Raw genomic sequence first — 17,140 nt, 5'->3', positions numbered from 1 at the left:
AAATCGATAATATGAAGAATACGAACAAAGACAAGAACAGGGTTCTTGCAAATGAAAATTCAAGAAGAACCTTTGTAAAAAATACAGCTTTACTCTCTGGAGCAGCAATGGTATTACCAACTTTTCAAATGGATGCAATGGTAAACGTATTTAATGATAAGAAACTTAAAATCGCTTTAGTAGGTTGTGGTGGTAGAGGAACCGGAGCTGCTGTACAAGCATTGAAAGCTGATGAGAACGTTGAGCTTGTTGCAATGGCCGATGCTTTTGAAGATAGATTAAAAGGTAGTCTTATGAACATTTCCAAAGAAATGGGAGAGACTAAAAAAGTAAATGTAAAGGACGAACATCAATTCGTTGGTTTTGATGGCGCCAAAAAAGCTATGGATTTGGCCGATGTTGTAATATTGGCAACTCCTCCTGGTTTTAGACCCGAACATTTTGAATATGCCATAAACAATGGCAAACATGTTTTTATGGAAAAGCCTGTTGCTACTGATGTTCCTGGAGTTCGTAAGGTATTGGCGGCCGCTAAAAAGGCAAAAGAGAATAAATTGAATGTTGTTGTGGGTCTTCAAAGACACTACCAGTCAAGTTATTTGGCTGCAATGGAACAATTGAAACAAGACAAAATAGGTAAGATTGTTTCCGGTCAGGTATATTGGAACAGTGCAGGGGTTTGGGTACGTGAAAGACAACCTGGACAATCTGAATTGGAATACCAAATGCGAAACTGGTATTACTTTAACTGGTTATGTGGTGATCATATCTTAGAACAGCATATCCATAATATTGATGTGGCAAACTGGTTTATTGGTGAAACTCCAATTTCTGCACAAGGCATGGGTGGAAGACAAGTAAGAACTGGCAAAGATCATGGTGAGATTTTTGACCATCATTTTGTTGAGTATACATATCCAAGTGGGGCAGTTATTGCCAGCCAATGTAGACATCAACCAGATACTATGCGTAAGGTTTCAGAGTTCTTCCAAGGAACTAAAGGCACGGTATCCACAGCAGGTGACAGGGCTGAATTGAAAGATTGGGATGGTAACTCTCTCTTTAACCACAGAGGAAAAGATGATCCTAACCCTTATCAAGTTGAACATGACAAATTATTCGCTTCAATAAGAAGTGGTGGAGTAATCAGTGATGGTGAACATGGTGCTAAGAGTACCATGAGTGCGATTATTGGTAGAATGGCTACCTATTCTGGTCAAGTAATTACTTGGGAAGAAGCAATGAAATCTGAATTGGTACTAGTTCCTGACGGTTTGACCTGGGATTCTCCAGCACCAGTACAGCCTAATGCCGAAGGATGGTATAACATTCCAACCCCAGGAAAATCAATCGTTATGTAATTATTTCGTTAATAGATTTTATGAATGTATCTAAACAGCTATTGTCCCTACTTTTGGTAGGGACAATTGTTTTATCCTGTAAGGACAGAACACAAGAGGAAAAACAAACAACGAAAGTTGAAAAGCCAAACATCATTTACATTTTGGCAGATGATTTAGGTTATGCCGAGGTTGGCGCCTATGGTCAAGAAAAGATTGAAACACCCAATATTGATGCACTGGCTAAAAACGGAATGATGTTTACACAACATTACTCTAGTGCACCTGTTTGCGCACCTGCCCGTTATATGTTAATGACAGGACAACATGCTGGTCATGCCTACATTCGTAGCAATTCAGAGTGGAAAGAAAGGGGAGAAGTCTGGAATTATCGGGCTATGGCCAAAGATTCTACTTTGGAAGGTCAAGGGCCTATGCCGGCCAATACCATCACCATGGCAAAAAGATTGCAGGATGTTGGCTATACAACTGGATTGGTAGGTAAATGGGGACTAGGAGCACCTCATACAGAATCAATTCCCAACAATATGGGATTCGATTTCTTCTATGGTTACAACTGTCAAAGACAGGCACATACTTATTATCCTTTGTTCCTATACAAAAACCGTAACAGAGTGCATTTGGAGAACGATACAGTGGCACCAAATACTAAATTGATAAAAGGGGCCAATCCCAATGATCCAAAAAATTATGAACCTTTTACCTTAAATGAGTATTCTCCTGATCTAATGTTCCAAGAGCTGACCAATTTTGTTGACAATAATAAAGAGAAACCTTTCTTTTTGTATTGGGCTACGCCTATTCCTCATGTTGCTTTACAAGCGGACAATAAGTGGTTAGAACATTATAAAGAAAAATTTGGTACTGAAGAACCTTATTTGGGTCAAATGGGATACTTTCCGCATCAAAACCCTAGAGCAGCATATGCGGCAATGGTTTCTTATTTGGATGAGAATATTGGTAAACTGATTCAACAGTTAAAAGATGAAGGCATCTATGACAATACATTGATTGTTTTTACTTCAGATAATGGCCCATCATATGCAGGTGGTGCCGATCCTGAGTTTTTTGAAAGTGCGGAACCTTTTGAAGGTGAGTATGGTCGTGGAAAAGGTTATTTATATGAGGGTGGTATTAGAGTACCAATGATTGCTTCTTGGGCCGGTAAAATTGAACCAGGTAGTAAAAGTGATCATATTTCGGCACACTATGATATGTTGGCCACTTTTGGGGATGTTGCTGGATATGAATTACCAGAAGGTTCAGATGGTATAAGTATCTTACCATCATTACTTTCAAAAGATAAACAAGAAGAACATGAATACATGTACTGGGAATTTCCAAGCTATGGAGGACAAATAGCAATTAGAATGGGCGATTGGAAGGTTATTAGACAAAACTTGAAAGATAAAAAGAAAGAGGCCACCATTGAATTGTACAACCTAAAGGACGACCCAACTGAAACTACCAATATAGCTAATGAACATCCGGAAATTTTAGCAAAAGCCGCTAAAATATTTGATCAGGACAGAACTTCTCCAGAGTTGGAACATTTTAAAATGCCTCTTGTTGCAGATGGTTTGTTAAATGAATAACTGACTATTTTACCGAAAATTTATAAACACAAATTGAAGAATATACTTCCCCAGGCTCTAATAAGGTTGAGGGGAAGTTGTTCTTGTTCGGAGAATCTGGAAAATGTTGGGTTTCTAAACAAATAGCTCCTCTGTAATCATAGCTACCCCCATTCTTACCTATTGTTTTTCCATCCATGAAATTACCTCCATAGAACTGTATGCCAGGTTCGCTTGTGAAAACTTCTATAATGCGACCACTCTCTGGTTCATGAACCTTTGCAGCTATCAATAAGCCTTCGTTATTTTTTTTAGACTGATCCAAAACAAAATTGTGGTCATAACCACCGCCCAAATTCAATTGTTCATGTTCTTTGTCAAGCCCTGATTGAATGGTTTTAGGAGTGTTAAAATCGAAAGGTGTACCCGCAACAGACATTAATTCACCGGTAGGTATCAATCCTTTATCTACAGCTGTAATGCTAGAAGCGTTTATTTGTAAAATATGGTTATTTATAGAGCCATTGCCCTCACCTTTTAGATTGAAAAATGAATGGTGAGTAAGATTTACATGTGTCTTTTTATCTGTTGTTGCAGCGTATTCAATTCGTAGCTCATTATCATCAGTCAAGGTATAATCAACACTTACTTTTAGGTTCCCAGGATAACCTTCTTCCATATCTGGTGAGGTTCTTTTAAAACGGATAAAATTTTGGGAGACCGAGTCAACATTCCAAACTACTGATTCAAAACCTTTTAGACCACCATGAAGGTGATTACCGTTGTTATTTTGAGCTAGTTCGTATTCGATGCCGTCAATTTTAAATTTGCCTTTAGCTATTCTATTACCATACCTGCCAATTACCGACCCAAAATACCCGCCGTTTCCTTCCTGGTATTTGTCCAAAGTGGAATAGCCCAAAACAATATCCTCCATTTTTCCATTTTTATCTGGAGTTAAGAGGGTTATCAAACGTTGGCCATAATTTGAGAATGTCGCTTCGACACCATTCTTGTTTTTCAAAACATAAAGCCCTGTATCTATACCATCAATTGATGTTTCAAAATCATTAAACGTTATTCCAGAATCCGTTATATTTTCTTTGCTTGAATTTGTTTTGCTCGTTTTCTTTTTTTCACCACAACTTCCAGTAGACAATAGAATAAAAAAAATACTTATATAAATAATAGTGTTATTTTTCATTGATTTCTTTTTTGGTATATGAAGATATAAATATCTTTACAATTCTTGTTCGACTTAATGAAATCAATATTTATAATATCCTGTTTTTGCCTTTTCTTCGTCTTTAGGCAATGGTAATTGTTCTATTGCTTCAATTATCGAATCTCGGTGGACTGGAAAAACGTATTGCCTCTTAATTTGGAGCAATAGAGGTCACTTATTTTACCTTTTTGAACAGGATTTCATGAAAGAATTAAAAATTAATAGCTTATGCAGTTTTTAGAGAGTTTTAGTCCGGATCTTACAGTTGATTCGCCGGGCCGAATAAATATTATCGGAGAACATACTGACTATAATATGGGGTATGTATTGCCAACTGCAATTGAAAATAAAATTACCTTTCAATTTCAGAAAAACGGATCCGAAAAAACATGCCATGTATATAGTAAGGGCTATGATACAGGTTTTGAACTTTCATTAGATAATCTTGAAATAAGTAAGATAGAATGGGAGAACTACATTTTGGGTGTTTTAAATGAGATTTCTAAGCGAACTGATAAAGTAAGAGGCTTTGATTGTGTCTTAGAAAGTCATGTTCCTATAGGTTCTGGTGTAAGTTCCTCTGCGGCTCTGGAATGTGGACTTGCTTTTGGACTCAATGAAATGTTCGATTTAGGATTAAGTAGAATGGATATTGTGGAACTTTCCCAGGCCGCTGAACATACATATGCAGGGACCAAATGCGGTATCATGGATCAATTTGCTTCAGTCATGAGCAAAGAGGGTCATGTGATTCTTTTAGATTGCGAATCCATGGATTATTCGTATATACCTATTAACATTCAGCCGTACAAAATTGTGTTGTTGAACACGAATGTTTCTCACAATTTGGCCTCAGGAGAATATAATGTTAGAAGAGCGCAATGTGAAGAAGGGGTAGCTATACTTCAGAAAAAATATCCCGAAGTAAAATCTTTGAGAAATGCCGATATGGATATGTTGAATTCAGTTAAAAATGAATTGAACCCTGTAGTTTATAATCGCTGTTCTTATATAATTAATGAGAAAACCCGTGTATTGGATGCTGTTGAAGCTCTCAAAAACGATGACCTGGAAAAAGTGGGGGAGTTGTTGTACGAAACGCATGAGGGGCTTAGCAAAATGTACGAGGTAAGTTGCCCTGAGCTAGATTTCCTTGTTGAGTTTTCTAAAAAATATGATACTGTATTGGGAGCAAGGATGATGGGCGGTGGTTTTGGAGGTTGTACAATTAATCTTGTTCATGAAGATGCAATTGAGGCATATGTTAGTGAAGCTTCAAAGGCTTATAAAGAAGCATGTAATTTAGATTTAACTTCGTTCGAAGCTAGTCCCAGCCGTGGAACGTCAATCTTAAAAAAATAATATGGATATTGATTTCAACGAAAACCCGCATAGAAGGTTCAATATATTAACCGGGGAATGGATATTGGTTTCCCCCCATAGAACCAAAAGGCCATGGCAGGGAAAGACTGAAAAAGCCTCGTTGGATTCCAAACCAAAATATGACCCAAAATGCTATCTGTGTCCCACCAACGGTAGAATGGGTGGAGCTAATAATCCCGATTATAAAAAACCATTTTCATTTGTGAATGATTTTTCGGCTTTATTGCAAGATGTTGAGGAAAAAAAATATAAGAACGGATTGCTGTATGCAGAGTCTGAGTCTGGCATATGTAAGGTGGTTTGTTTCTCTCCTGACCATTCGCTTACCTTGCCTTTGATGTCTACCGAAGAAATTGCTGATGTGATTTCACTTTGGCAACAGGAATATAAAGAACTTGGTGAGAATGAGAGTATTAACCATGTACAGATCTTTGAAAACAAAGGGGATGTCATGGGATGCAGTAATCCTCATCCACATGGTCAAATATGGGCGCAACGTAATGTGCCACAAGAAGTACAAAAGAAATCAAATAGATTATTGGACTATTGGCAAGAAAACAACCGAAGTATATTAGAAGATTATCTTGTGCAAGAACTTGAATTGGATGAGCGAATACTCTTGGAAAATGAGCATTTTGTGTCATTGATTCCGTACTGGGCAGTTTGGCCTTATGAAACCATGATTGTTCCCAAAAGACGAATTCCCCATATTGGAGACCTTTCAGAGGATGAAAAACAATCCTATGCAGAAATCTTACGTAAAACAACAATTCGTTTAGATAACATTTTCCAAACTTCATTTCCGTATTCTGCTGGTATTCATCAAGCGCCAACAGATGGGGAAGAGCATCCTGAATGGCACCTTCATATGTCATTTTATCCGCCTCTTTTGCGATCTGCGACCGTTAAGAAATTTATGGTAGGGTATGAAATGTTTGCCAACCCACAACGTGACATAACCGCTGAGCAAGCGGCGAATACCATTAAGGCTTTATCAGACGTGCATTATAGTAAGTCTATATAGTCTATTTTCCACATTTATTTTCCAGTAATGATATTTGTCATGGTTTGTGATTGATAAAGGTTTTAGCTTTATATTAATCTTAAAACCATTTAGACTATGACAATAGATATTCAATATGTTCAAATGCCTACTAGTGAAGCTATGAATGAGCTTCTATCTGCTAAATTAGACCGACTAGCTACAAAATATGATTGGATTATTAGAGCCCAGGTTCATTTTAAACAGGAAAATGATCCAACAGGAAAAGGGAAGATTTGTGAAATGGAATTAAGTGCTCCAGGCCCTAGGATTTTTGCCCAATCAAATGAAGATGATTTTGAAAAGGCCGCCGCCAAAACTATTAAGGATTTGGAAAAACAATTGAGTAAAAGAAAAGCTATAATGAATAAACGCTAGTATCTTGAAATAGAATTAACCCAAAAATTCAATGTCATGAAAAAAATACTTATACCTATAGATTTTTCCGATTTTTCAGAATATGCCCTAGAAGTTGCAGCCAAATTGGCGAGAAAGTTCAATGCTGATTTAGTGGTTCTTCATATGTTAGGACTCTCAGAAGCAGTTTTCACAAAGGATGAAGCCCAAGAGTTCATGGAAGCTCAATATTACATGAAATTGGCCAAAAAGAGGTTTGATGAATTTTTGGATAGACCCTTTTTAAAAGGAATCCGGGTTTATGAAACTGTCCAGAATTATAAAGATTTCAATGAAATAAACAATATAGTAAAAGAACAATTTATCGATTTAGTGGTTATGGGATCCCATGGTACCAGCGGGTTAAATGAATTGTTCCTAGGTTCCAATACCGAGAAGGTGGTACGCACCTGTGATACTCCAGTTTTGATCATTAAAAAAAGGAGAAAGGATTTTAATATTAAGGAAGCCATTTTCGCCAGTGATTTCGAAGTTGAAAACATTCCGGCTTATACAGAGGCCATGAGATTTTTTGATAAACTTGAGGCCAATGTTCATTTGGTTTATGTAAATCGGGCCAACCAATATTTTAGAAGCTCTGAAGAAATAGATAAACAGATGCAACTGTTCTTGAGGACAGCTCATCACAGCTCAATTCCTGAAGGCCGAAAGGTGAAGGTAGTCAACGATTATAGTGTTGAAGAAGGTATTTATAATTATGCCAAAAATATAGACGCCAATATTATTGCATTGCCAACACATGGTAGAAAAGGGCTTTCACACTTTTTTAAAGGCAGTATAGGTGAGGATATAGCAAATCATGCAGATTTGCCGGTGCTTACTTTTAAGCTCTAATACTCACTTTGGAGTAACATTTTAAGTTTAGCCAATAATACCAATTCAGACTTGTTTTTCTTGGCATATGAGGAAGCGATTGCCTGCGCAGTATGCCAAATAAGTTTTCTAAGCTCTTCATTGAATACATCTTGATGTTCGATAAAGAAAAGACGGAATTCCTTAAAACAATTGTTACTTTCGGCATTTGTTTGTTGTAGTTTGGTAAAAACAGATAGAATCCCATATTGTGCCTCCAAATTAGATTCTTTTGAATATGGATTCGCAATATGCCAGTTTTTCAAAATTGCAGATTTCAATGATGCTATTTCTTCTGGGGTGATTCTTTTATCTGCCATAGCTACTGAATAAAAGAGTTTCCCTAGATTTAGGTCTAGTAAGTCATTGTTGTTTTCTATTGAAGGACTTAGTTTATTCATATATAACTTTTTAAAATGACACTTCAGGTGTGTTTTCTTTTATGAACGATTTTTCAATTGGAAAACCAATGCGCCTTAATTCTCGCTTCACCTTGTTTAACGCTTTAACGCTTTTATAGACAAACGATAAGGTGTTGCTTTTAGGGTCAACTTCTAGAATTTTTATCTCCAGTATCCGACTAAGGTTTCTAACAATAACACGCTTGCATTTGTCCGAATTAAGCTTTTCGATTTTTGCTGTTGCTTTCATAATTTTTTTTGGGAAAGTTATAATACAATAAAAACCATGAAATTGGTATGATTTGCATCAGGCCAAAAATGAAGGTATTTTAATTCATCTGTAGCTTAATCACATTAGAATGAATATAGTTCTGGCTATTGATTTAGGAAGTACTTTCGCTAAAATTGGGATTATCTGCGAAGAAGGAAAAATTGTGGTACCGAACGAATATGGCGATTTATGGACCGTCCGCCGGTAGCTAGGACACAATTTGAGCAGAAAAAGTAATTTAACCCTGGATTAAATGCGCCAAACTTTCACTATCAACTATATGTTCTGTTATCGAAAAAACCTTCTTGCGGTTCTTTCTTACGGTTTTATAGAATTTGGCAATATCATCCTCAAGTTCTTGATGCTCGTCCCTAAATATTCTTGAATCATGTTTAAATGGGTCATCTATTGTTTGGGCAATGTGAGTAAGGTGCTCATCAACTCTTTTTAGCAAATCCTTGCCCATTTTTTTATCATTCAAAATGCTTTGACCGATTGATTTTACGGCATCAAGATTCTCTTTTTTGGTAATCCAGATGAAGTATTTGTTCAATAGATTATTAAGAAATCGCAAATCTTGTTTATAAAAGGTCAAATCGGATTTCCAATGTTTGGTCAATACATATAATTCGTTCCAATCAGTATCTTGTATGTAATTTCCTTTGGGTCTGGGTCTATAGTTTTCCATTATTATCACTTTTGATTATCACTATTAAAGTTAGTGTCAACTGGACATATTTTTCATGACATTTGTCACTAAAACATGAAATTTAAGATTGTTATTGGCTAATTATATGACCGTCGCCCATTTCAATAATACGGTCTGTATTATCGGCAAAATCGTGATCGTGTGTCACAACCAATAGGGAAAGGTTCCTTTCCGCTGCGAGATCTTTGAAAATTCTCATAACATTTTGCGAATTATGACTGTCCAGGTTTCCGGTTGGTTCATCGCCCATTATAATTGCCGGGTCATTAATCAGTGCCCTTGCAATTGCCACACGCTGCTTCTGCCCACCAGAAATTCTGGACGCCAATTTTAAAGCTTGATCCTCTATATCCAGTAACTTCAGCTTTTCCATAGCATCATGCTCTATTTCCTGCAATGATTTTAGCCCCAACTTTTTAGCTGGTAGCATTACGTTTTCCAATACCGTGAATTCTGAGAGCAAATAATGAAATTGAAAAACGAAGCCAATATTCTTGTTTCGAATTTTGGCAAGTTCTTCATGATGCTTTCCTGTAACTATTTCCCCATTTAAAAAAAGATTGCCCTCATAATCGGTATCCATTGTGGAAAGAATGTACAATAGCGTTGATTTACCACAGCCCGATTTACCCATTATAGATACAAACTCCCCATGTTTTATAGTGAAGTTGATATCTTTTAATACATGGAAAAGAACAGGTTCCCTAAAGTACTTGTTAATGTTTTGCGCTTCCAATATTATGTTGTTCTCCATACCTATTGTCCTCTAATTATTTCAACCGGGTCTATTTTCCGTGCTTTTTTAGAAGGTAGATAGCCTGCCAAAAACGTTGAAATCATCGCAAAAGTGATTCCTATTATGTAGTACCAAGGATTGTAATTCACGGGGAAGGTTTTAATTGTTGGCAGTGCCTCTGTTTCAAAGGGCAGGTTGTCTATAACCACTGAAATTGAATAACCGATAACAAGCCCAAGAACACCACCAACTAAACCTATGAGTATTGCTTGACTGATAAAAATATATTGCACATCGCGACCTGAGAACCCGGTAGCCTTTAAAATGGCTATATCATTCATTTTTTCATAAATGAGCATATTCAAAATATTGTAAATGCCGAAACCAGCTACAATCAATAAAGTTATCGATACCGCATAGGTAATAAGATTTCTGATGGATGTTCCTGTTTCAAATTGGGCATTTGCGGCTTTTATATCAACTGCAGTTAAGTCAAACTGATTTTCAATGTTCCGTGCCATTGGAACTGCATTTTCAATGTCAAATAATTTAACATTGATATCGGTAAAATAGTTCTTAGGCTCGCCCAAAAGCTTTTGTACTGTTTTTAGGGTTGCAAAGCTCTGAATATTGTCTATATCGGCCAACCCACTTTGATAGATCCCGACTATTTTAAGCGGAAACAGATCTCCACGTACGGTGCTTACCTGTACGGTATTACCAATATCCAAAGACATTTTTTTGGCAACACCAGCACCTATTAAAATACCATTGTCATAATTGTTCAGTGCTTCTGGGCTTCCTTTTACAATATAATCCCCGAAATTGAAAAGGCGTACTTCTTCCAACACATCAATACCTACAAGATTACCGCCCAATTCAATAGATCCCGAAATGTAAAAAATCTGCGACTTTAATTGGGGAATTGCACCTTTTACATCAGGATTGCTTTTTAACGTCTGCATAAGAGGAAGGGCATTGTGAATTTTTGATTGGGTGAATTTTGGCTTAATCGAGTAGATGATTTTGAAACTGTTCTCTATTTTATCGTAAAGGTCAAGTGGTTGGGTTACCGAGGGCTTAATTTCATTGTAAATATGAACATGGGGCGTTCGGTTCAAGATGAGCCCATCCAACAATCCATTCAGACCCGTCATGAAACTTACTAAAATGATAAAAGTCCCTATGCCAAAGGTAACTCCCAATGCGGCAATACTCGATTGTTTGATCCTGGTTAGGAGGTGGGTTTTAGAAATATTCAATATGACCTTCCAATTGATCATTCTTCGGGTTTTAATATTTCTGTTTGCTCATCTAGTCCTGAAAGTATTTCAACCTCCTTTAGATTTCTAACCCCGACGGTGACCTGTTTTATACCATCAGACGTATTTACCTTATTGTCTTTCATTAAATAAGCCAACGGTATTGTCAAAATGTTTTCTTTTTTTGAAATAATAATATTTGCCTCACCAGCAAGCCCTGGGTACAGTGTTTTTGGTGCATTGTCGAAAAAAGCTTCAACCTTAAAGGTTTGGGTGCGCTCATCTTTTTTAGGATAGATTTTGAATATTTTTCCCTCGAAAACTTGACCCCCATAGGCATCTAATGTGATGACTACTTTTTGGTTGGTTTTAAGCTTTACAATATCCACTTCGTCAACTAATAATTCAATCAGGAAATCATCTGTACTTCCTATACTGGCGAGAGGTTGCATAGTGGTTATTATTTCGCCGATATTATTGTAAATGGCATAGACACGACCATTTATTTTACTGGTTATAGTAAAATCCTTAGTGGTTACAACGGCCGCTTGGTATGTATTATTTGCTTGTTTAACCCTATTGTTTAATTCATTTTTGGTCCTGTCGAAATTATTCTGCAATACTTTTAAATTGTTGAATGAAAGTTCGTAGTTCAGTTTTCGCAGGTCATATTCTGCCTTTGATCCAATTTCCTGTTTCCATAATCGATCCTGCCTGGTGAAATTGATTGAGTCGTTGTGTAGTTTTAATTTAGCCGTCAAAATTTCCTTTTGTAGACCTTCCAACACTGTAGCACTTCCATTGTATTCGGCTTGTGCCAGTTGAAGATTAATTTTGGCATTTTCTCTATTCAAGGCAGGTGTTTTATTGAATATTTGAAATAGTGCACCTCCATTTAAAATAGTATCGCCTTCATTCACATATTGTTTGTCTAAAATTCCAGCAACCGCAGAATACACTTCGTAAAGACTGTCTGGTTGAATTATGGCCGAAGCATAAACTGATTCTACCAGCGTTGATTTTTTAGGTTGAATACGCTCTTTGTCAGAACCACAGGACCACATAAGGGAAATAAGAAGTAAAACGAACAGTCCAAATCTCATGATAGTTGTCTTTAACACTAAAAATACAAAACTCTCTTTCAAGGTTTTGTCTTGTTGATTAAAGTTGATATATTACCATCATTATTGTTTTTTTAAAATGATAATTGTCATCTTTTAATGCCTTTTGTTAGGCTAGATTAGCGCGCAAAAATAGAATATGAAAGAAATGGTTATGAGGATTGGGAATAGAGTGTCAATAAATTGCCTTCCCTGTGTGTGTATTGGTATTGTATATCTATGGTTTGGTATGTTGAAGTTTTTTCCTGGAGTGAGCCCAGCTGAAACTATTGCACTGGATACCATTTCTGAACTCACTTTAGGAGTTGTTACTCCAGATGTGTCAATCATATTGCTGGCGCTATGGGAAACCATTATTGGCGTTTTATTAATTATAGGATTGTTTAGTAGAGCAGCATTGAATCTGGCCATTGTTCATATGATACTTACCTTTACCCCATTTTTATTCTTCCCGGAATTAACATTTACCAACGCTCCGTTTGGTTTAACCCTTTTAGGACAATACATTGTAAAGAATATAGTGTTCCTTGCCATTATGATTTACATTCTTTCTAAAGAGCGTAAAACAGAAAGGAAACTTTTTAGTTAACCCATTACATTATATATTCTTATTCATAATTACTAAGTTTGTTTTTTAGCATTATAATCTCGTTTTGTTTTTTTTCCAAACGCCCAAGTAAATCGTGGATCACTTGAATGCCTTCCAAGTTTATGTCTAAGTCAGAGTATAACCGAATGATTTTTTCAGCCTTCGCTATTTCGTTGAGCGCGAGATATTGCAAATCTTTGACATGAATTAGTTCAATCAACCCGAATTCATGCAATTCAAGCATAAACTTAGTCTCAATTCCGTGTCCAAGACAAAACTTCCTAACTTCTACATATTCATACTTTTTCATTTGTTCTTTCTTAATGAGGCCAATTCTTTAAAAAGATCTTTCTCCTGATTTGATAGGTTTTTAGGATTTTTGATACTATAGGTTATAAAAAGATCTCCATACTTTCCATCTCTCTTGTAAATGGGGAATCCTTTCGATTTCAGTTTGATTTTGGTTCCGTTTTGAGTTTCGGGTTTAACCTTTAGTTTAACTTTTCCATCAAAAGTATTAACGGTTATATCACCTCCTAAAAGTGCGGTATAAAGATCAAGTTCAACCACTTTATATAGATTACCACCATCTCTTGTGAAATTGGTATTGTTAATTATTGAAAAGGTGATGAATAGATCACCATTTGGCCCGCCGTTTCTGCCGGGACCACCGTGTTCTTTTATTTTAATAGTTTGCCCATTTTCAATTCCTGCCGGTACAGTGATACGAATATTTTTGTTATTGACCGTTAGAGTACGTTTATGGGTTTGATAAATATCGGTCAATTGCAACTGTAGTTCGGCATTATAATCCTGACCCCTAAATCTTACTTGGCTCTGCCCTGAACTTGCCGATGAATGCCCACTTCCGAACATTGATTCAAAAAAATCTGAAAAATCATCTTCTCCAAAACCTCCTGATTGTTGTGTGCGATATCCTCTTTGTTGTTGCTGGGCTTTTTTTGCTTTTTCTATTTCATCGGCATGTTGCCAATCTTTACCGTATTGATCATATTTTTTTCGTTTATCAGTATTACCCAATACTTCATGTGCTTCATTGATTTCTTTAAACTTACGTTCTGCATCAGTATCATTAGGGTTTACATCAGGATGATATTTTCTTGCGAGCTTACGATACGCTTTTTTTATATCGTTCTGTGTTGCTCCTTTTTGAATACCCAAAATACTGTAGTAGTCAATGAACTTCATGATCTACAAAAATTAACTATGAATATAAAACTAACCTGTGTTCCTTTCCTTAGGAATTGTAGCTGAAACTTTCATTATCTTTTTTCACCTGTAATACATGGTCGGCAATGGTTAATATCTCTTTTTTCACCATTTTAAAATCTCCCATTAAAGAAGTTTTACTCTTTTCAATACTGGATTGTTCAAGTAATAAGGCTTCATGGGATAGTGATTTTTCGCCTTTCATAAGGTCAATCAGGCGCTTTTGCTGATCTTTCACTCTCTTTTTTAAGCGGTCACAATTGTAACAAAGATCTTGAAATCGCATTAGGCTTTCGCGCATTTCATCAAGATTTTCATTTTGCACCATTTCGTCGAAATATCTATCTAAAAGTTGTTGTAAAAAACGAAGGTCTTTAGAATAGAACATCAACTCCGTTTTAAGATCTTCGCATTTTGAGTAATTCAATTGCAAGTCAATGGGCTTCTTCACAATATCAGGATTGGATGCAATATTTTTCATGATGAAATGATTTTTACTAAAGTTACAGTCATCTATAATTTGAAAATATGATTTATGTCATATGACTACAATTGTCCTTGAATTAACTTACTTAATAGTATAAAGGGCCTATTTCGATGGTTGGGGCTAATTAATAAATTATTCATTCATGAGGGTATTTGCGAGGAACAATAACATTTTCAAGCTGCTTTCCGAGGCTGTATCAGAGGGTTTGTTGGTAGTGAATAGAGAAAGGTTGATTGTAGCCACCAATAGAAAGGCAGATAGGATGTTTGGATACTATCGAGAAGAATTGATTGGAAAGCCATTGAAAATGCTGGTTCCCGACCCTTATAAGAAAGGACATGACAAACATGTTGACGAATATTTCAAAAATCATAAAGCTCATAAAATGGCTGTTGAACGCAGTCTTTATGGCAAACGTAAGAACAAAGAACAATTCCCTATTGAAGTAAGTCTCAATCCATTTAGAATTTATGATGCGGATTATGTATTGGCGCTTGTCTTTGATCAGACCGAAATAAGCAAGCGGGATATTAAAATCAAAGAACTGAATGACCATTTAGAAAAGAAGATCAAAACTCGTACTCTTGAGTTAAGGGAAACCGTAGCTAAGCTAAAAAAAGAAATCCGTAGACGAAAAGAAGCCGAAAAGAAAATAAAGTTCGCCTTACAACGAGAGCGTGAATTAAATGAATTAAAAACCAAATTCCTTTCCTTGGTCTCGCACGAGTTTAAAACTCCATTAAGTGGTATTCTTACTTCGGCCACTTTGGTCGGTAAGTATAAAGGTTCCGAACATCAAGAAAAAAGGGATAAACATTTGAAAACGATAATCGGTGAAGTTAAGCACCTAAATGCAATATTGACCGATTTTCTTTCAATAGAACGACTCGAAAAAGGAAAGGAAATATATAAATTCACAGAGTTTTCTTTGAGCAAGGTCGTAAATGAAGTGGTCTATAATGCGAATATGCTCCTAAAAAGTGGTCAACACATAAATTATCCCCAAAATATTGATGATGTTGTTATTTATCAAGATGAAAAGATTGTTACACTGATTATCACAAATCTCTTATATAATTCAGTAAAGTATTCTCCCGAGGATTCGGATATTGATATACTTATAGCTATTGAAAATGATATGATGATTTTGAATATCAAGGATCAAGGTATTGGTATTCCTAAAAAAGACCAAAAACATATTTTTGAAAGATATTTTAGAGCTGAGAATGCGCTCTTGAGTCAAGGTACTGGGATTGGCTTGAATATTATTAAAAGTCATATAGAGAACTTGGGAGGTGAAATTAGTTTTATAAGTGTTGAGAACAAGGGGTCAACCTTTACAGTAAAACTTCCAATAGGAATTAAAATCGATGTATAATTAAATTGATCATTATGCGAAAAGTATTATTGATTGAAGATGATACGGTACTAAGGGAAAATACTGCCGAGCTTTTAGAATTATCGGATTATGAGGTAATCACCGCTTCTAACGGAAGAAAAGGTGTGATAGCAGCGAAAGAACATATGCCAAATGTTATAGTATGCGACATCATGATGCCGGTTTTGGATGGCTATGGTGTGCTTAAGGAATTGGGAGAAGATGAAATGACCAAGCATATACCTTTTATCTTTTTATCAGCCAAAACGGAGAAAAAAGATGTACGAAAAGGAATGAACCTAGGTGCTGACGACTATGTGACCAAACCTTTCGAAGAGACTGAACTTATTAATGCCATAGAAAGTAGATTGGCGAGAGCTGCAATTTTAAATGAATTTGGGAAGCCTGTAGAAAATGAAGAAAATACAGATGACAGTGGCATAAAAACCATTCACCAGTTTAAAAATTTTATGGATGACAATGGTGAGGAAATGCAATTTTCACAAGGTGAAGAAGTATATCGTGAAGGTGGTAATGTGCACATGGTATACTTGGTGTTGAAGGGAATTGTAAAGACATATAAATTAGATGAAAGTGGTAAAGAATTGATTACAGGAATATATAACGCTGATGAGTTCTTTGGTTTTTCATCATTGACTGCAAATGAAGTTTATGAAGAATTCGCCACAACTATGGAAGATACCAAGCTTGTAGGTGTAAACAAGGATAAGTTACGTTTGGTTTTAAAGGAAAATCAAGACTTGGCAATGGAACTTATGCATGTTTTGGCGGAAAACCTAACAGAGGTAAAACAACAATTATTGGAAATGGCCTATGGATCCGTCAGAAAGAAAACTGCAAGTACGTTATTAAAGTTTGCAGATAAACTTAAGCAGGATAAAGATGGCAATATGCACATTCTCAGAAGCGATTTGGCAAGTGTTGCTGGCATGGCCACAGAAACTTTGATACGCACACTTTCAAGTTTTAGGAAAGAAGGGCTCATTGGGATGGAAGATCACAGTATAAAAATTCTTGACGCCAAAGCCTTGGCCAGTATTTATTAAGGGTATGCTTTGTTTATTTGTACATGATACTAATC

General features: G+C 36.1%; 19 protein-coding genes. 9 read left to right on the top strand and 10 right to left on the bottom strand.

Features of this window, described 5'->3' with window-relative positions; translation table 11 throughout:
• Positions 1–11 precede the first annotated feature (11 nt).
• Complete coding sequence (locus FB2170_RS15460; protein ID WP_013307536.1) at positions 12–1,361, top strand: Gfo/Idh/MocA family protein; 1,350 nt, start codon at positions 12–14, stop codon at positions 1,359–1,361.
• Positions 1,362–1,381: 20 nt separating this feature from the next.
• Positions 1,382–2,956, top strand: a complete 1,575-nt coding sequence (locus tag FB2170_RS15455; RefSeq protein ID WP_013307535.1) for an arylsulfatase — start codon at positions 1,382–1,384, stop codon at positions 2,954–2,956.
• A 4-nt stretch (positions 2,957–2,960) separates the two neighbouring features.
• Here the strand turns inward: FB2170_RS15455 and FB2170_RS15450 are convergent, their stop codons facing one another.
• The gene (locus FB2170_RS15450) at positions 2,961–4,139 is read right to left on the bottom strand and encodes an aldose epimerase family protein (protein ID WP_013307534.1); all 1,179 of its coding nucleotides are present in this window, start codon (positions 4,137–4,139) and stop codon (positions 2,961–2,963) included.
• Positions 4,140–4,388: 249 nt separating this feature from the next.
• Between FB2170_RS15450 and galK the strand changes: the two genes are divergently transcribed.
• The 4 genes from galK to FB2170_RS15430 all read left to right on the top strand — a co-directional run bounded on the left by galK (position 4,389) and on the right by FB2170_RS15430 (position 7,836).
• On the top strand, positions 4,389–5,522 hold the full coding sequence (gene galK, locus FB2170_RS15445) for a galactokinase (protein WP_013307533.1): 1,134 nt from the start codon (positions 4,389–4,391) through the stop codon (positions 5,520–5,522).
• A 1-nt stretch (position 5,523) separates the two neighbouring features.
• On the top strand, positions 5,524–6,567 hold the full coding sequence (locus FB2170_RS15440) for a UDP-glucose--hexose-1-phosphate uridylyltransferase (RefSeq protein ID WP_013307532.1): 1,044 nt from the start codon (positions 5,524–5,526) through the stop codon (positions 6,565–6,567).
• Positions 6,568–6,663: 96 nt separating this feature from the next.
• Entirely contained in the window at positions 6,664–6,963 is a 300-nt protein-coding gene (gene hpf, locus FB2170_RS15435; RefSeq protein ID WP_013307531.1) for a ribosome hibernation-promoting factor, HPF/YfiA family, read from the top strand.
• A gap of 36 nt (positions 6,964–6,999) precedes the next feature.
• Positions 7,000–7,836: a universal stress protein gene (locus tag FB2170_RS15430; protein WP_013307530.1), complete on the top strand. Its 837-nt coding sequence runs from the start codon at positions 7,000–7,002 to the stop codon at positions 7,834–7,836.
• On the opposite strand, the gene FB2170_RS15425 is transcribed toward FB2170_RS15430, so the two are convergent.
• From FB2170_RS15425 to FB2170_RS15400, 6 genes are all read right to left on the bottom strand, one after another.
• Positions 7,833–8,255 carry a hypothetical protein gene (locus FB2170_RS15425; protein WP_013307529.1) on the bottom strand — a complete coding sequence of 141 codons (423 nt, stop codon included), beginning with the start codon at positions 8,253–8,255 and terminating at the stop codon, positions 7,833–7,835. The genes FB2170_RS15430 and FB2170_RS15425 overlap by 4 nt on opposite strands.
• Before the next feature lie 10 nt (positions 8,256–8,265).
• Entirely contained in the window at positions 8,266–8,505 is a 240-nt protein-coding gene (locus FB2170_RS15420) for a hypothetical protein (protein ID WP_013307528.1), read from the bottom strand.
• 259 nt (positions 8,506–8,764) lie between these two features.
• Positions 8,765–9,214 (bottom strand): hypothetical protein, encoded by a 450-nt coding sequence (locus tag FB2170_RS15415; protein ID WP_013307527.1) that lies wholly within the window; start codon positions 9,212–9,214, stop codon positions 8,765–8,767.
• 91 nt (positions 9,215–9,305) lie between these two features.
• Complete coding sequence (locus tag FB2170_RS15410) at positions 9,306–9,989, bottom strand: ABC transporter ATP-binding protein (protein ID WP_013307526.1); 684 nt, start codon at positions 9,987–9,989, stop codon at positions 9,306–9,308.
• 2 nt (positions 9,990–9,991) lie between these two features.
• Complete coding sequence (locus FB2170_RS15405) at positions 9,992–11,254, bottom strand: ABC transporter permease (RefSeq protein ID WP_013307525.1); 1,263 nt, start codon at positions 11,252–11,254, stop codon at positions 9,992–9,994.
• Entirely contained in the window at positions 11,251–12,336 is a 1,086-nt protein-coding gene (locus FB2170_RS15400) for an efflux RND transporter periplasmic adaptor subunit (protein ID WP_041632902.1), read from the bottom strand. The genes FB2170_RS15405 and FB2170_RS15400 overlap by 4 nt, the downstream gene beginning before the upstream one ends.
• Positions 12,337–12,493: 157 nt before the next feature.
• Between FB2170_RS15400 and FB2170_RS15395 the strand changes: the two genes are divergently transcribed.
• Positions 12,494–12,943, top strand: coding sequence for a DoxX family protein (locus FB2170_RS15395; protein WP_041632900.1), 450 nt, complete (start codon positions 12,494–12,496; stop codon positions 12,941–12,943).
• A gap of 19 nt (positions 12,944–12,962) precedes the next feature.
• On the opposite strand, the gene FB2170_RS15390 is transcribed toward FB2170_RS15395, so the two are convergent.
• From FB2170_RS15390 to FB2170_RS15380, 3 genes are read right to left on the bottom strand one after another with little or no spacing between them, the layout of a single operon-like run.
• Positions 12,963–13,253: a chaperone modulator CbpM gene (locus tag FB2170_RS15390; RefSeq protein WP_013307522.1), complete on the bottom strand. Its 291-nt coding sequence runs from the start codon at positions 13,251–13,253 to the stop codon at positions 12,963–12,965.
• Positions 13,250–14,152: a DnaJ C-terminal domain-containing protein gene (locus tag FB2170_RS15385; protein ID WP_013307521.1), complete on the bottom strand. Its 903-nt coding sequence runs from the start codon at positions 14,150–14,152 to the stop codon at positions 13,250–13,252. Before FB2170_RS15385 ends, FB2170_RS15390 begins: the two co-directional genes overlap by 4 nt.
• Positions 14,153–14,201: 49 nt before the next feature.
• Entirely contained in the window at positions 14,202–14,654 is a 453-nt protein-coding gene (locus FB2170_RS15380; RefSeq protein ID WP_013307520.1) for a hypothetical protein, read from the bottom strand.
• A gap of 148 nt (positions 14,655–14,802) precedes the next feature.
• Here FB2170_RS15380 and FB2170_RS15375 point away from each other — a divergent pair, with 148 nt between their 5' ends.
• Together FB2170_RS15375 and FB2170_RS15370 are read left to right on the top strand one after the other, a co-directional pair.
• Positions 14,803–16,038: a PAS domain-containing sensor histidine kinase gene (locus FB2170_RS15375; RefSeq protein ID WP_013307519.1), complete on the top strand. Its 1,236-nt coding sequence runs from the start codon at positions 14,803–14,805 to the stop codon at positions 16,036–16,038.
• Between the two features lie 14 nt (positions 16,039–16,052).
• A complete protein-coding gene (locus FB2170_RS15370) occupies positions 16,053–17,105 on the top strand; it encodes a response regulator (protein WP_013307518.1) in 1,053 nt (350 codons plus the stop codon).
• Positions 17,106–17,140 lie beyond the last annotated feature (35 nt).

The organism is Maribacter sp. HTCC2170 (genome assembly GCF_000153165.2).
In the GTDB taxonomy this organism is placed as follows: Bacteria; Bacteroidota; Bacteroidia; order Flavobacteriales; family Flavobacteriaceae; genus Maribacter_A.
This window is presented reverse-complemented; position numbering and strand designations above follow the sequence as displayed.

What these genes read in the sequence shown, in the direction of transcription:
- FB2170_RS15460 (WP_013307536.1), top strand. Translation starts at nt 12, where the DNA reads ATGAAGAATACGAACAAAGACAAGAACAGGGTTCTTGCAAATGAAAAT.
- FB2170_RS15455 (WP_013307535.1), top strand. Translation starts at nt 1,382, where the DNA reads ATGAATGTATCTAAACAGCTATTGTCCCTACTTTTGGTAGGGACAATT.
- FB2170_RS15450 (WP_013307534.1), bottom strand. Translation starts at nt 4,139, where the DNA reads ATGAAAAATAACACTATTATTTATATAAGTATTTTTTTTATTCTATTG.
- galK (WP_013307533.1), top strand. Translation starts at nt 4,389, where the DNA reads ATGCAGTTTTTAGAGAGTTTTAGTCCGGATCTTACAGTTGATTCGCCG.
- FB2170_RS15440 (WP_013307532.1), top strand. Translation starts at nt 5,524, where the DNA reads ATGGATATTGATTTCAACGAAAACCCGCATAGAAGGTTCAATATATTA.
- hpf (WP_013307531.1), top strand. Translation starts at nt 6,664, where the DNA reads ATGACAATAGATATTCAATATGTTCAAATGCCTACTAGTGAAGCTATG.
- FB2170_RS15430 (WP_013307530.1), top strand. Translation starts at nt 7,000, where the DNA reads ATGAAAAAAATACTTATACCTATAGATTTTTCCGATTTTTCAGAATAT.
- FB2170_RS15425 (WP_013307529.1), bottom strand. Translation starts at nt 8,255, where the DNA reads ATGAATAAACTAAGTCCTTCAATAGAAAACAACAATGACTTACTAGAC.
- FB2170_RS15420 (WP_013307528.1), bottom strand. Translation starts at nt 8,505, where the DNA reads ATGAAAGCAACAGCAAAAATCGAAAAGCTTAATTCGGACAAATGCAAG.
- FB2170_RS15415 (WP_013307527.1), bottom strand. Translation starts at nt 9,214, where the DNA reads ATGGAAAACTATAGACCCAGACCCAAAGGAAATTACATACAAGATACT.
- FB2170_RS15410 (WP_013307526.1), bottom strand. Translation starts at nt 9,989, where the DNA reads ATGGAGAACAACATAATATTGGAAGCGCAAAACATTAACAAGTACTTT.
- FB2170_RS15405 (WP_013307525.1), bottom strand. Translation starts at nt 11,254, where the DNA reads ATGATCAATTGGAAGGTCATATTGAATATTTCTAAAACCCACCTCCTA.
- FB2170_RS15400 (WP_041632902.1), bottom strand. Translation starts at nt 12,336, where the DNA reads ATGAGATTTGGACTGTTCGTTTTACTTCTTATTTCCCTTATGTGGTCC.
- FB2170_RS15395 (WP_041632900.1), top strand. Translation starts at nt 12,494, where the DNA reads ATGAAAGAAATGGTTATGAGGATTGGGAATAGAGTGTCAATAAATTGC.
- FB2170_RS15390 (WP_013307522.1), bottom strand. Translation starts at nt 13,253, where the DNA reads ATGAAAAAGTATGAATATGTAGAAGTTAGGAAGTTTTGTCTTGGACAC.
- FB2170_RS15385 (WP_013307521.1), bottom strand. Translation starts at nt 14,152, where the DNA reads ATGAAGTTCATTGACTACTACAGTATTTTGGGTATTCAAAAAGGAGCA.
- FB2170_RS15380 (WP_013307520.1), bottom strand. Translation starts at nt 14,654, where the DNA reads ATGAAAAATATTGCATCCAATCCTGATATTGTGAAGAAGCCCATTGAC.
- FB2170_RS15375 (WP_013307519.1), top strand. Translation starts at nt 14,803, where the DNA reads ATGAGGGTATTTGCGAGGAACAATAACATTTTCAAGCTGCTTTCCGAG.
- FB2170_RS15370 (WP_013307518.1), top strand. Translation starts at nt 16,053, where the DNA reads ATGCGAAAAGTATTATTGATTGAAGATGATACGGTACTAAGGGAAAAT.